Raw genomic sequence first — 12,725 nt, 5'->3', positions numbered from 1 at the left:
AAGCCTCCAGAACGGAGGCGAAGGTTTAGTCATGTCGCTCAATTCCATCCTCAATATCGGCGTGTCCGGCCTGATGACGGCGCAAAGCCAGCTCAAGGTCGTGTCGGACAATATTTCGAACGTCAATACGCCGGGCTATATCCGCAAGATCGGCGGTCAGGCCGCCCAGATCCTCGGCGGCAAGGGCGCGGGCGTCACCGCGACCCAGGTCACGCTGGCGGCGGACAAGTACCTGCAATCGGCCTCGCTGAAAGCCACCTCGGCCACGTCGCAGGCCGAGGTCTTCTATGAGATGTTCGACCAGATCCAGTCGCAGTTCGGCGACATCACGAACAAGAACGGCCTGTTCAATCTTGGCGACCAGACCCTGAGCGCCATCGCCACAGCCGCGGAAAGCACCAATTCCAGCGCCGCGCGTCAGGAGGTCGTCTCGTCGCTGAAAAGCTTCCTCGACGAAGGGGCACGCATTTCGGACGAAATCCAGTCGGTCCGCGCCAGCGCCGATGGCCGCATCGCGACGGCGGTCAAGTCGATCAACGAACTGATCAAGAATATTTCGGACCTCAATCCGACCATTTCTCAGGCCAATATTTCCGGCGGCGACGCCAGCGGCGCCCAGACCAGCCAGTCGACCTATATCGACCAGTTGTCCAAGCTGATCGACGTTCAGGTCACCACCAACCCCAATGGCGGCGTCACGGTGCGCACGACGTCGGGCATGGTGCTGGCCGGGGATCAGCAGGCCTCGCTCAGCTATACGCCGACCAACCCCGTCACCGCCGAAAGCAGCTTCAATTCGATCATCGTCACCGGCCCGAACGGTGAAAAGCGTGACTTTGCCGACCACGTCGGGTCGGGCGAACTGCGCGGGCTTCTGGACGTGCGCGACAAGGATTCCACCGCCGTCGCCGATCAGCTGTCGGAATATATGTCGGTCTATGCCGACAAGCTGAACGCCGCGCATAACGCCGCCACCGCCGTGCCTGCGCCCTCGTCGCTGACCGGGAAAGCCCTGAGCCAGACCCTGCCCGAAGCCCTGAACGGCTTTACCGGCACGACCAATATCGTCATCGCCAACGCAGACGGCACGATCGCCCGCGAAGTCCAGCTCGACTTCTCGACCATGCAGATGTCGGTCGACGGCGGGGCCGCCGCGCCGTTTTCCGCTGCCAGTTTCGAAAGCGACGTCAGCGGTGCGCTGGGGGCCTACGGTTCGGTCAGCTTTACCGGCGGCAAGCTCAGCCTGTCGGCGGGCGCGGGCTACGGGGTCGCCGTGGCTGACGACGCCACCACGGGCTCGGCCAAGCTGGGCAAGGGGTTCTCGCACTATTTCGGCCTCAACGACATTATCACGTCGCCGGCGGCACTCGACTACAATACCGGCCTGACGCCCACCTCTTCGCACGGGTTCGACAGCGGCACGGTCGGCTTCCAGCTGGCCAGCGGCGACGGCAAGAAGCTGACCAATGTCGATGTCGCCTTCCCCGCCGGCGGCACCATGACCGATCTGGTCAATACGCTGAACGATTCGACGAACGGGCTGGGGCGATACGGCACCTTCTCGCTCAATCCGTCGACCGGCGCTTTGTCGTTCAAGGGTTTTGGCAATCCGGCCAATACGCTCAATATCGGTGACGACACCACCGCCCGCCTCGGGACCGGCGGCGCCTCGTTCAGCGATTTTTTCGGCCTCGGCGGTGCCGCGGCGGAACGCGCGGGCGGCCTCACCGTCAACCCGACGGTGCTCAGCAATCTCGACCGCCTGTCGCTCGCCAAGGTCAATCTCAACGCCGCCGCCGGAAGCCCGGCGCTTGTGTCGGGCGACGGCACCGGCGGTCAGGCCATGGCCGCCATCGGTTCGGCCAGCGTCACCTTCCAGAAGGCCGGTTACAACGCCGGGGGCACATCGAGCCTGACGCGTTACGCCGCCGACCTCGCCGGTCAGGTCGGCACGCTCGCCTCGACCGCCAAGAGCCGGATGGAGGGCGCTCAGGCCCTGTCATCCGAAACCACCGCCCGCCGCAGCGCCACCGAAGGCGTCAATCTCGATGAAGAGCTGGTCAATCTGACCACCTTCCAGCAGGCCTACAGCGCCTCTTCGCGCCTGATCCAGGCAGCGAAGGACATGTACGACGTCCTGCTCAATCTAATTTAAGGACAAGGTCATGCGTATCTCGACCGGACAGATCTGGAACAACGCGCTTTCCAACCTGATGCAGGCGCAGAACCGTCAGAACGAGGCCAATAATCAGGTCTCGTCGCAGAAGATCGCGTCGGACCTCGGCGGTTACGGGCGCTCGTCCGAAGTCATCGCCGCCTATCAGTCGTCGCTCACCCGCACCAACGGCTATACCGAAGTCGCCAAGAGCGTTTCCGACCGCCTCGACAGCCAGAACGTGGCGCTGGAACGCGCCAGCGACGGCATCATGACGGCCAAGGAAGGCATCCAGAACGCCATCGCCACCGACAGCCTCGACTCGCTGATGACCACCCTGCAATCGAGCTACATGGCCTTTGCCGACGGGATCAACTACAAGCATCAGGGCTCGTACCTGTTCAGCGGCGGGCGCGAGGATACCCTGCCTCTGGCGGCCAACAATCTCGACGAGCTGGCGGCCACGACCTCGGCGACGGCCTTTGCCAACGGCACGGTGAAGAAGACGTCGAAGATCGACGGCACGACCACCCTGCAAACCGGTATGCTGGCCAGCGATCTGGGCGGTGAAGCCGCCGACCTGTTCCGTCAGATCAAGCAGTTCGCCGACGCCAATCAGCCGATGACCGGCAAGATGACCGAAGCCCAGCAAACCTTCATGCAGGACATGGCGACCAAGCTCGGTGCCGCCTACGACAAGATGATCGACGCCACCGCGCTCAACGGCACGTTCCAGAACCGCGTCGACAATACGATGACGTCGCTGGAATCCCAGGCCTCAAGTCTGGAAAACCTGATTTCAGACAAGACCGACGTCAACATGGCCGAAGCCTATACGCGACTGGAACAGGCCCAACTGGCCGTTCAGGCCTCGGCGCAGGTCGTCTCGAACCTGCGCAGCACGTCCTTGCTCGATCTGCTGCGGTAGAGTCACCGGAATGTGAGTTTCGCGCCGTACCCGTAAGGCGTAAGATAGATGTGTGGTTAATCCACATGAAAAGACCCCGTGTGGGGCCATCGGAATGTCGGCAGTTCACGTCCTAGGTCACGAACCGCCCATTCGGGATGCAAAAGCAAAAAGGCTCCGTCGTAAGGCGGAGCCTTTGTTGATTTTATACCTCCCCAGCTTGCTGGGGAGGGGGACCGCACGAGCGAACGCAGTGAGTGAGATGTGGTGGTGGGGGTTCTTGCTTACTTTCTATAGAAGACGTGGAATCTTAGTAAGCAAGATGCCCCACCACCCCTTTGCTTCGCAAAGCGGTCCCCGGCACCGGCAGCCCGGCTCCTCGGCATAGCCAGGGAGGAATGATTTAAATAGTTTCACGCCACCCCCTACTCTTTTGGCTCTAAAAAGCTTATTTACCCGCTCATGAACGCTCCGATAGCCTGCCCCATTCCTGCCTTCGATACCGCCGACCTCGGTTCGGCGATCGAGGCCGTGCGGCAAAGCGTCGGCCTGCCTATCGGCGCGCGCGTCGTCGCGGCCATGTCCGGCGGCGTCGATTCCACCGTGGCCGCCGCCCTGCTGCACGCTGCCGGTTACGAAGTCGTGGGCGTTACGCTGCAACTCTACGACCACGGTCAGGCGCTCAAGAAAACCGGGGCCTGCTGTGCCGGTCAGGACATCCACGACGCCCGCGTCGCCGCCGAAAAGATCGGCATCAGTCACTACGTCCTCGATTACGAGAGCCGCTTCAAGGACTCGGTTATCGAGGAATTTGCCGACTCTTATCTGCGCGGTGAAACCCCGGTGCCGTGCATCCGCTGCAATCAGACGGTCAAGTTCCGCGACCTGCTCGACGTCGCCCGCGATCTGGGCGCCGAAGCCATGGCCACCGGCCACTACGTTGAGCGCGCGGATACCGGCAACCGCGTCGAGATGCGCCGCGCGATAGATAAGAGTCGCGATCAGTCCTATTTCCTGTTCGCGACGACGCGCGATCAGCTCGATTTCCTGCGCTTTCCGCTGGCCGGTATCCCCAAGCCGCAGGTGCGCGACATCGCCCGCCAACTGGGCCTGAGCATCGCCGCCAAACCGGACAGTCAGGACATCTGTTTCGTGCCCGAAGGCAAGTACACGACGCTCATCGACCGTCTGCGCCCACAGGGCCGCGAAGCCGGCGAAATCGTCCATCTGGACGGGCGTGTGCTGGGGCGTCACGACGGCATTACCGGCTATACCATCGGTCAGCGCCGCGGCCTCAACGTCGCCGTCGGTGAACCTTTGTTCGTCATCAAGCTCGATGCCGCGACGCGCCGGGTCTATGTCGGGCCGCGCGAAGCGCTTTTGACGCGGGCGCTCGATCTGAAGGAAACCAACTGGCTCGGCGACGAGGACAGCCTGATCGAGGCGGCGCAAAACCACCGCCCGGTGCTGGCACGCGTCCGCTCGACCCGCCCGCCGGTCGCCGCACATCTGGCACTCGAAGGCGCTCAAATCCGCGTCATCTTCGGCGATGGCGAAGAAGGTGTCGCTCCCGGTCAGGCCTGCGTGCTGTACGATCCGGAAGATGACGACCGCGTGCTGGGCGGCGGCTTTATCGAGCGCACCCACGCATTTTTATAGTCGCGCACTTAATCCAAAAACCGCTGCACACTTTTTGGCGTGCGCTTAGAGAACGATACCCTTCTTCTCATAAAGCTCGGCCAGCGTCAGGGCCTCGTCGTGAAACTTCAGCTTGAGCACATTCTGCGGCGTCAGGGTCGCGTCGCAATGGGTGCAGTGCGCCGTCGTGTGCAGATCGTGCGCACAGTCATCATGGGCCATTTCGATGACGGCCTCGGACTCATAGACGTGCTCGCGACCCCAGCTGTAGAGCGCCATGATCACGCCCAGCAGCCCCTGCCCCTTCGGCGTTAGAACGTATTCATAGCGCAGGGGCCGCTGGCTATAGGCTTCGGCGCGCATGATATCCAGTGCCACCAGCCGTTTCAGTCTGGCCGCCAGTACGTTGCGCGCCACGCCAAGGCTCTTTTGCCATTGCTCGAAGCGGCTATGTCCCATGAAGGCATTGCGGATAATCAGCAGGGTCCACGGCTCCCCCACCAGATCCACCGAGGCGGCAATGGCGCATTTTTCCTTGGAATAGTCGGCCGAACGTCCCATGAAGTCTTTCTTTTCTTATACGTCGCGACAGCGCCACTCCGCACAAAGCCCAAGCGCCGGACACCGGAAAACGGGCCGTCGGGTACGCTGGAACCTATTGGAAAAACACTGATATTGCGTCGCAACATCCTACTGGATGCAAGACTTAATAGGCCTTCTCTTTACGAAGACCTAAGGAACACGGCTAACGAAAGGTGTATTTTCGTAACCGCTATGACTACGGATTCAACGCAAACAGGGTGGCGACCGCGCGGCTCAGGCGCACATCGTCGCTGCGGATGAAGTCCTGATCGAAACCCTTGCCGGTCCAGTGGATCAGAACCGTCATGCCTTCATCCAGCGAGAGGATCAGGCCATCGGTGCTCAGGCGGACGCCTTCGCTACAATTATCCGAAAAGGCACCGCAATCGATCTTGTATTCCGCCGCCGCGGCGCGCTGGGCCTGTGGCGTCAGCTTGGCGTCGAGGCTCATCACCTTGATATCTTCGGCGGCATCTTCGCGATTGAGGCGGATATAGACGCTCTGACGGGCATCGTCGTCCTGGCTGAACCAGACGTCGTCCTGACGGCCATCGCCATCGAAGTCGCCTTTCAGGGGCGCAGCCAGACCGGCATAGGGGGCCTTCACGACATCAGCCTTCAGTTCCGCCGCCGACACGGTACCCGCGCCGAACAGAAGAGACACCACAGCCGCAGCCTGAACCAAACCCTTAAACATCCGTCGTTTCCTATGTCGCTTTTTGACGTTGGCGACTTTTTTGTCCTGCAATCATACAGGCAAAGCCGCTCACCCTGTCTTAATGCAGGTTCTATGCCACCACTGCCACAAAGGTTAACGCCGGTAAAGCGCTTTCGTTAACCGAATAGCGGTTTGAATGGATTAGCCAATTCACATCTTTGTCAGATGCGTCAAAATCAGAGCGCATTCCAAAAAGTGCCAAAATACTTTCTTGGCGGTTTTTGGAATCAAATGCGCGACAAAAGAAAATCCTAAAACATGTCTCGAAACATTCGGATCGGGACATGTTTTAGCGATGATTGTCCGCTATCGGAGAACCGATCTGAGCACTGTTCTCTTTTGAGGCGAAACGTCCGGTATCGCGGACAGGTGTCACCCGCACCCGGTCGGCATTGAGACGCTGGGTCAGGGACTGAACCCCCAGGCTGAGCAGGATCATGAGACGACTCCGTTGCCGAACACTCCGATTTAATGAGAATAACTCGCAATATCGGATTGGCAACCGACTATTTCGTCACAGGCGATAAAGTTTTCGGGAGACGCCTCCCCCCCGAATGCGGGTTGTGACACGCGTTTGATCCCCCCATTCTACCGCTTTCAATGGTAAATGAGATAGACGTCATGATCATACGGTGTTTGACCTTCGCGGCCTGCCTGACGGTTATTTCTTTTTCCGCAAACGCCCAAACTTCCAAAACACCGGTCCCGCCCTCCAAGGCGGAAATTGCCAAAGAGACCGAGTTCGCCTTAATCTGTCTGGCCACCTACGATTATCTTCATGCCCGGCAGTCGCCCGATGCGTGGATGATCAAGGCGCGCGAACGGGCCTTTAAACGCTACACGGAACTCACCAAGCACAGTGCCACACAGGTCAAGGCCAGCATCGATCAAAAGATGATGTCAAAAGGCTTCGTCATCGAATGGAACGGCATGGAAGGTAAGGGCATGGTCTGCGACGACGAATACGGCGAGTGAATTTTTGACGCACCGTTTTTATACCTCCCCGGTGTACCGGGGTATAGCGCCGCGAAAGTATAGCTTTCGCAAGCGATGGGACCGCACGAAGGGCGTAAGCCCTGAGATGTGGTGGTGGGGGCCTGCGCTGTAGTGGCAGCGAGTAAACGGGACAGCAAATTCTCATGTGGTATCTACGCGAGCCCCCCACCGTCTTTTGCCGCTTCGCGCCAAAATCCACCTCCCCCGGCACGCCGGGGGAGTATGAAAGTGCTTAGTCAGAAATGAATATTACGGCACCAGCGTAATCTCACCGATCACCGCAGGTTCCGGCGTCGGGTTTTTGATATTGCCCTTGTCGTCGAATTCCGACCACTGACTGCGCGCCACGAAGATAAACTTGTCCCCGACGATTTGCCCACCGGTCGGCTCCAGCATCTCCGGCGCGCCGCGCAGCAGGACCTCGACCGACTCGACCTCGCCCCAGTCGGCACTCATCTTCAGACGCAGGATGCGGTTCGGCTTGAAGCCGTTCTGCACCGCGATGATATCGTTCCCGTAGCGATAGAGGCCGTCCAGCCCCAGCAGCACGGCGTTTTGCGGCGCGCGCAGGCGCTTGATCGTCCCGGCGGTCAGGTCGACGCGATAGAGCCCGGAGCTGTAGTCCGCCACAATCAGCATCGTCGCCGCCTCGTTCTCGGCCAGACCCTGCGGCGATCCGAGATAGCCTTCGGGGATCAGCACGTCCAATGCGCCCTGATAGCCGGTCAGACGCAGAACCTCGCCCGTATTGCCGTCGGACACATAGAGGTCTTCCTTACCCAGCAGCATGTCCGACAGACGACGATCCGGGCGTTTGTTCTCGAACTGCCCCAAAATCTTGCCGGTCGCCGGATCGACCTTGACGATCTTCGAGACCAGTTTGGCATCGGCCTTGTAGCCTACGGTCTGACGCGACGGTGCCGTCGACGCCCACAGGACACCCTCGCGCAGGCCGATAGCATTGGCCGCGACACCGGGACGGAAATTGAGGCGTTTTTCAATACCGTCCTTACCCACCGTGCCGACGATACCCGTACGCAGGGCCGTGGCGAATAAGGTCCCGTCTTCGGCGATGGCCACGCCTTCGATCAGGTTGAGGTCCCCGACCTCGGTCCGCACCGTCAGCCCGCCCTTTTTCGCGGCGTTTTCCGCCTGCATCGACTCCAGCTCGGCGTCCCAGATGGCTTCGAATTCGGGGTTACGCTTGAGGTCGACGACCATGCCGCGGCGCAGATAGGTGAGCAGATGCGCCCGCGCCAGGGTCTTGCGCTTCATCTCAAGTTCGATCTGCGCCTTGAGCAGCAGGATCGACGGTGAATCCGGCAGGATGTCGCCGGCCTGAGTGATCAGGTCGAGCGCCTTTTGCCGCTCGTTCTTTTGCAGAGCCGCTATGCCATCGGCGCGCAGGGCGCGGAACTTACCGAGATCGGAGGTCGGATCGACGTTCTGCGCCTGAACCGAGGAGGCCAGCAATACCAGTGACGCCAGTACGGGGGTCCAGACCTTCATCGTCGAGCCTTATGCTATGAATGTGCAGGCGCAAAAAAAGCCGCCCATTATGACTGGATTATGGCACGCACCGCACTTTCGCCGGTTAAGCGTCGGCTTCCGGTACGACCAGCTTCAACGGCAAGGCCGAGGTCGTCTTGACCGAACGGATGACGATGCGGCTCTCAATCGCCGAGACGAGGTCCGACGCCAGCAGCTTGTCGCGCATGAAATCGTCATAGGCGTGCATGTCGCGCGTCACGATGCGCAACATATAGTCTTCGCGCCCGGTAACCGTGGCGCAGGAGACGATTTCCGGCCATTCCGCCAGCCGCGCCTCGAACGCTTCGAGGTTCTCCCGCGATGGCAGGGACAGCTTGACGGCGGCATAGACCTCGAACCCCAGCCCCAGCAGGTCCGGGTCGAGAATGGTCACGCGCTTGCGGATGACGCCGATATCCTCCAGCCGCTTCAGGCGGCGCCAGCAGGGCGATGGCGACAGATTGACCTTTTCGGCGATCTCGGCGACCGACAGACTGGCGTTTTCCTGCACCAGAGTCAGAATACGCGCATCGAGTTCGTCAATATCGGCGGACACAATCGTTTCCCTTCGCGGCCATTTTTGCAAAACCTTTTCCATAAGGACGCATTTTTTAAAAAAATCCACCCCCGGAAGGCGACAAACTGTCACAAATTGCAAAATAGACGCCCAAACGGGCACCAGACGGTCTTTTCGAGACCGCCATAAGGCTGTAGAGCACAAACAGATGACGGCGGGAGCCCTTATGCGCGTACTCAATCTCATGCTGGCCAAGGGCCGCGGCGGTCTGGAGACCATGGCGCTGCGCTATCATGAAGCGCTCAAGGCCGAGGGCTTCGAGGTGCTCAGCGTCGGCCACGCCGATGGCGTCCTGTCAGGCAAGCTGAACGGCGCGGATTTTACCGCCCTCAATACGAAATTCACCGGTTCGCCGCTGGCGGCGCTGAAGCTGAAGGCCATAGCCAAAAAATTCCAGCCCGACATCGTTCTGGCGCACGGCAACCGCGCCATCACTTTGGCCGTCCACGGTTGGGCCAATCTGGCACCGGAAACCGTGGCGGTCGTGCATAATTTCCGCTCGAAGCCCGATATCGCCAAAGCCGTCGCCGCCATCGCCGTATCGCCCGCCGTGGCCGAGGCCCTGAGCGCGCGCCAGCCGAAGCTGCCGGTGCATCTACTGGAAAACTTCACGCCCCTAAGCATGCACCCGGTCAAGCCCTTCCCGCTCGACGTTCCGGTCATCGGGGCACTGGGGCGACTGCACGTCAACAAGGGCTTCGACGTGCTGATCCGCGCCGTCGGTCTTTTGCGCGACCGGGGCACCGAGGTCCATCTGAGCATCGCCGGCGACGGGCCGGAAAAGGACAGCCTTCAAAAACTGGTCGACGATCTCGGCCTTCAGGCGATCGTCGGCTTTCCCGGCTGGATCGAACCGGCGGACGGCTTCATGGCGACCTGCGACCTGTTCGTCCTGTCGTCGCGGGTCGAGCCTTTCGGTCTGGTGCTGGCCGAAGCCATGGCGGCGGGCGTGCCGGTGGTTTCGACCGGCATCGACGGCCCGCGCCACATCCTGCTCGACGGCCAACTGGGCCGACTGGTCCCGCCGGAAGACCCGGACGCTCTGGCCGATGCCATGGAGACCGTCCTTGCCGACTGGATCATGGCGCTCGACCGCGCGCACCATGCCCAGGCCCATGCACTGGAAAGCTACGGCCTGATCGCCGGGCGCGCACGTTTGAGCGCGCTTATCAACGCATTTGGTGGGCAAAACTGAAAAAGCGGGCTTGAACGGGCTCCGCATTTTGGATATAGGCGGGCCTCTTCATATCGGAGCGAGGCTTTGACGCCGTTCCGGACGTGAACATGGTTGGGTAGCTCAGATGGTTAGAGCGGTGGATTCATAACCCACAGGTCGGCGGTTCGATCCCGCCTCCAACCACCACCTTCCTCTTATGACGACGCAGACATGCCGGACATTCCGGCCGGTTGTGCCCGCGTGCGGTTAAATGCGCGCCGAGGCCCTTCCCTAAAGGTCCGCGCCCCTGTAAAGCCCGCCCATATTCTTTCTTTTCGTCAGTAAGCCCTCATGATCCGCCTCGACAATATCAGCAAGCAAAACGGCCACCAGATCCTGTTCATCGATGCCTCGATGGGCATCCAGAAGGGCGAGAAGGTCGGCCTTGTCGGGCCGAACGGCGCGGGCAAGACGACCCTTTTCCGCATGATGACCGGTCAGGAACAGCCCGACGACGGACAGGTCGCCATCGATAGCGGCATGACGATCGGCTATTTCAGTCAGGAAGTCGGTGAAATGTCGGGTCAGAGCGCGGTCGCCGCCGTGATGGACGGGGTCGGTCCCGTCAGCGCGCTGGCTGCCGAAATGGCCGAGCTTGAGGCCGCCATGGCCGACCCGGATCAGCTGGAAGCGTTCGACACCATCATCGAACGCTACGGCGAGGTGCAGGGCCGATTCGAGGAGCTGGACGGCTATGCGCTGGAGGCGCGGGCGCGCGAAGTGCTGGCGGGCCTGAGCTTCAGTCAGGAGCGTATGGACGGCGATGTGGGCCTGCTCTCCGGCGGCTGGAAGATGCGCGTGGCGCTGGCGCGCATCCTGCTGATGCGGCCCGACGGGATGCTGCTGGATGAGCCGTCGAACCACCTGGATCTCGAAAGCCTGATCTGGCTGGAGGCGTTTCTTAAAAACTACGACGGCGCGCTGCTGATGACCTCGCACGACCGCGCCTTCATGAACCGCATCATCGGCAAGGTGGTGGAAATCGATGGCGGCACCCTGATCACCTATTCGGGCGACCTCGACTTCTACGATCAGCAGCGCGCCCTGACCGAAGCCCAGCGTCAGGCGCAGTTCGAGCGTCAGCAGGCCATGCTGGCCAAGGAAATCAAGTTCATCGAACGCTTCAAGGCCCGCGCTAGCCATGCCGCTCAGGTCCAGAGCCGGGTGAAGAAACTCGACAAGATCGAGCGCGTCGAAGCCCCGCGCCGTCGTCAGGCGGTGCAGTTCGAATTCCGCAGCCCGCCGCGGTCGGGCGACGATGTGCTGAACCTGCGTGACGTGCATAAGGGCTATGGCGAACTGTCGATCTATGCCGGTCTCGATTTCAAGGTCCGGCGCAAGGAACGCTGGTGCATCCTCGGCGCCAACGGCGCGGGCAAGTCCACCCTGCTCAAGCTGGTGGCCGGGGACGCCAAGCCCGATAAGGGCACGGTCACGGTGGGCGCCAGCGTCAAGATGGGCTATTTCGCGCAGCATTCGATGGACCTGCTCGACGGCGAAGAAACGATCTTCGAGTCGCTGGAAGGCGCGTTCCCGCAGGCCCCGCAAGGCGCGCTGAGGACTCTAGCCGGGTGCTTCGGTTTCTCCGGCGACGACGTCGAAAAGCCGTGCCGCGTGTTGTCGGGCGGTGAAAAGGCGCGTCTGGTCATGGCGCGGATGCTGTTCGATCCACCGAACCTGCTGGTGCTGGACGAACCGACGAACCACCTCGACATGGTGACGAAGGAGATGCTGGTCGCGGCCCTGGCCGATTTCGAAGGCACCATGCTGTTCGTCTCGCACGACCGTCATTTTCTGGGGGCGCTATCGAACCGCGTGCTGGAACTGACGCCGGAAGGCGTGCATCAGTACGGCGGCGGCTATACGGAATATGTCGCGCGCACGGGGCAGGAAGCGCCGGGGCTGCATCCGGGCGGCTAGAGCGCATTCCGAAAAGTGTGCAACGGTTTTCGGATTCAAATGCGCGATAAAACAAAAGTTTAGAGTACAGTTCCGATCCAATCGGATCGGGACGTGCTCTAAAACGACAGCCTCGTAATCGCCGATGCCGGGCCGGTGGAGGTGTCCAGTAATCGCCAGGCGCGCTCGATCAGCACCGCGGCAAGACGCGGATGTCCGGTGCCGTGAAAATGCCGTTCGAACAGGGCGTGCGCGAACTGCTCGAACACCGTAAGATTGCGGTTCAACTGGCTGGCCCGGACATAGCAGGCCAGCAGGTTTCTGAGGGCTCTGGCCGCGGCGTTCGGCGGCATGACCCGATGCTCCACCCATCCGGCAATCCGCTCGATTTCCATTTCCAGAACCATGCCAACCTCCTGTTTCGCAGATGCGTAAGCAGGGCCGCATAAAGAGGCGATGGGTTCCTGATGCTTAAGATGTTTTCACCTTGATTTGCACCGCCCGGAG

12 protein-coding genes and 1 tRNA gene are annotated in these 12,725 nt (G+C 61.0%); 7 read left to right on the top strand and 6 right to left on the bottom strand.

The window, feature by feature from the left end:
- The first annotated feature begins 31 nt into the window (after positions 1-31).
- The 3 genes from flgK (at position 32) to mnmA (ending at position 4,721) form a co-directional block, all read left to right on the top strand.
- Entirely contained in the window at positions 32-2,155 is a 2,124-nt protein-coding gene (gene flgK, locus PQU92_RS07790) for a flagellar hook-associated protein FlgK (RefSeq protein WP_272747653.1), read from the top strand.
- Between the two features lie 10 nt (positions 2,156-2,165).
- On the top strand, positions 2,166-3,083 hold the full coding sequence (locus PQU92_RS07785) for a flagellin (RefSeq protein ID WP_272747652.1): 918 nt from the start codon (positions 2,166-2,168) through the stop codon (positions 3,081-3,083).
- A gap of 441 nt (positions 3,084-3,524) precedes the next feature.
- Entirely contained in the window at positions 3,525-4,721 is a 1,197-nt protein-coding gene (gene mnmA, locus PQU92_RS07780; RefSeq protein WP_272747651.1) for a tRNA 2-thiouridine(34) synthase MnmA, read from the top strand.
- A 45-nt stretch (positions 4,722-4,766) separates the two neighbouring features.
- Here the strand turns inward: mnmA and PQU92_RS07775 are convergent, their stop codons facing one another.
- The 3 genes from PQU92_RS07775 to PQU92_RS07765 all read right to left on the bottom strand — a co-directional run bounded on the left by PQU92_RS07775 (position 4,767) and on the right by PQU92_RS07765 (position 6,439).
- Positions 4,767-5,261, bottom strand: a complete 495-nt coding sequence (locus PQU92_RS07775; protein WP_272747650.1) for a winged helix-turn-helix transcriptional regulator — start codon at positions 5,259-5,261, stop codon at positions 4,767-4,769.
- Between the two features lie 217 nt (positions 5,262-5,478).
- Complete coding sequence (locus tag PQU92_RS07770; protein ID WP_272747649.1) at positions 5,479-5,979, bottom strand: hypothetical protein; 501 nt, start codon at positions 5,977-5,979, stop codon at positions 5,479-5,481.
- 310 nt (positions 5,980-6,289) lie between these two features.
- Positions 6,290-6,439 (bottom strand): hypothetical protein, encoded by a 150-nt coding sequence (locus PQU92_RS07765; protein WP_272747648.1) that lies wholly within the window; start codon positions 6,437-6,439, stop codon positions 6,290-6,292.
- Between the two features lie 197 nt (positions 6,440-6,636).
- Between PQU92_RS07765 and PQU92_RS07760 the strand changes: the two genes are divergently transcribed.
- Positions 6,637-6,975, top strand: coding sequence for a hypothetical protein (locus tag PQU92_RS07760; protein ID WP_272747647.1), 339 nt, complete (start codon positions 6,637-6,639; stop codon positions 6,973-6,975).
- Between the two features lie 270 nt (positions 6,976-7,245).
- Here PQU92_RS07760 and PQU92_RS07755 read toward each other — a convergent pair whose 3' ends face one another.
- Positions 7,246-8,505 carry an NHL repeat-containing protein gene (locus tag PQU92_RS07755; protein WP_272747646.1) on the bottom strand — a complete coding sequence of 420 codons (1,260 nt, stop codon included), beginning with the start codon at positions 8,503-8,505 and terminating at the stop codon, positions 7,246-7,248.
- A gap of 85 nt (positions 8,506-8,590) precedes the next feature.
- Complete coding sequence (locus PQU92_RS07750) at positions 8,591-9,082, bottom strand: Lrp/AsnC family transcriptional regulator (RefSeq protein ID WP_023460942.1); 492 nt, start codon at positions 9,080-9,082, stop codon at positions 8,591-8,593.
- A gap of 187 nt (positions 9,083-9,269) precedes the next feature.
- Between PQU92_RS07750 and PQU92_RS07745 the strand changes: the two genes are divergently transcribed.
- The 3 genes from PQU92_RS07745 to PQU92_RS07735 all read left to right on the top strand — a co-directional run bounded on the left by PQU92_RS07745 (position 9,270) and on the right by PQU92_RS07735 (position 12,239).
- Positions 9,270-10,298 (top strand): glycosyltransferase, encoded by a 1,029-nt coding sequence (locus PQU92_RS07745; protein ID WP_272747645.1) that lies wholly within the window; start codon positions 9,270-9,272, stop codon positions 10,296-10,298.
- Between the two features lie 91 nt (positions 10,299-10,389).
- Positions 10,390-10,466: transfer RNA gene (locus tag PQU92_RS07740), tRNA-Met, on the top strand.
- A gap of 144 nt (positions 10,467-10,610) precedes the next feature.
- Positions 10,611-12,239, top strand: coding sequence for an ABC-F family ATP-binding cassette domain-containing protein (locus PQU92_RS07735; protein WP_272747644.1), 1,629 nt, complete (start codon positions 10,611-10,613; stop codon positions 12,237-12,239).
- Positions 12,240-12,337: 98 nt separating this feature from the next.
- Here the strand turns inward: PQU92_RS07735 and PQU92_RS07730 are convergent, their stop codons facing one another.
- Positions 12,338-12,625, bottom strand: a complete 288-nt coding sequence (locus tag PQU92_RS07730) for a hypothetical protein (protein ID WP_272747643.1) — start codon at positions 12,623-12,625, stop codon at positions 12,338-12,340.
- Positions 12,626-12,725: the final 100 nt, after the last annotated feature.

The sequence above is a fragment of the Asticcacaulis aquaticus genome, assembly GCF_028550415.1.
Classification (GTDB): domain Bacteria; phylum Pseudomonadota; class Alphaproteobacteria; order Caulobacterales; family Caulobacteraceae; genus Asticcacaulis; species Asticcacaulis aquaticus.
This window is presented reverse-complemented; position numbering and strand designations above follow the sequence as displayed.

Coding starts and splice junctions, on each gene's coding strand:
- flgK (WP_272747653.1), top strand. CDS start 32: ATGTCGCTCAATTCCATCCTCAATATCGGCGTGTCCGGCCTGATGACG.
- PQU92_RS07785 (WP_272747652.1), top strand. CDS start 2,166: ATGCGTATCTCGACCGGACAGATCTGGAACAACGCGCTTTCCAACCTG.
- mnmA (WP_272747651.1), top strand. CDS start 3,525: ATGAACGCTCCGATAGCCTGCCCCATTCCTGCCTTCGATACCGCCGAC.
- PQU92_RS07775 (WP_272747650.1), bottom strand. CDS start 5,261: ATGGGACGTTCGGCCGACTATTCCAAGGAAAAATGCGCCATTGCCGCC.
- PQU92_RS07770 (WP_272747649.1), bottom strand. CDS start 5,979: ATGTTTAAGGGTTTGGTTCAGGCTGCGGCTGTGGTGTCTCTTCTGTTC.
- PQU92_RS07765 (WP_272747648.1), bottom strand. CDS start 6,439: ATGATCCTGCTCAGCCTGGGGGTTCAGTCCCTGACCCAGCGTCTCAAT.
- PQU92_RS07755 (WP_272747646.1), bottom strand. CDS start 8,505: ATGAAGGTCTGGACCCCCGTACTGGCGTCACTGGTATTGCTGGCCTCC.
- PQU92_RS07745 (WP_272747645.1), top strand. CDS start 9,270: ATGCGCGTACTCAATCTCATGCTGGCCAAGGGCCGCGGCGGTCTGGAG.
- PQU92_RS07735 (WP_272747644.1), top strand. CDS start 10,611: ATGATCCGCCTCGACAATATCAGCAAGCAAAACGGCCACCAGATCCTG.
- PQU92_RS07730 (WP_272747643.1), bottom strand. CDS start 12,625: ATGGTTCTGGAAATGGAAATCGAGCGGATTGCCGGATGGGTGGAGCAT.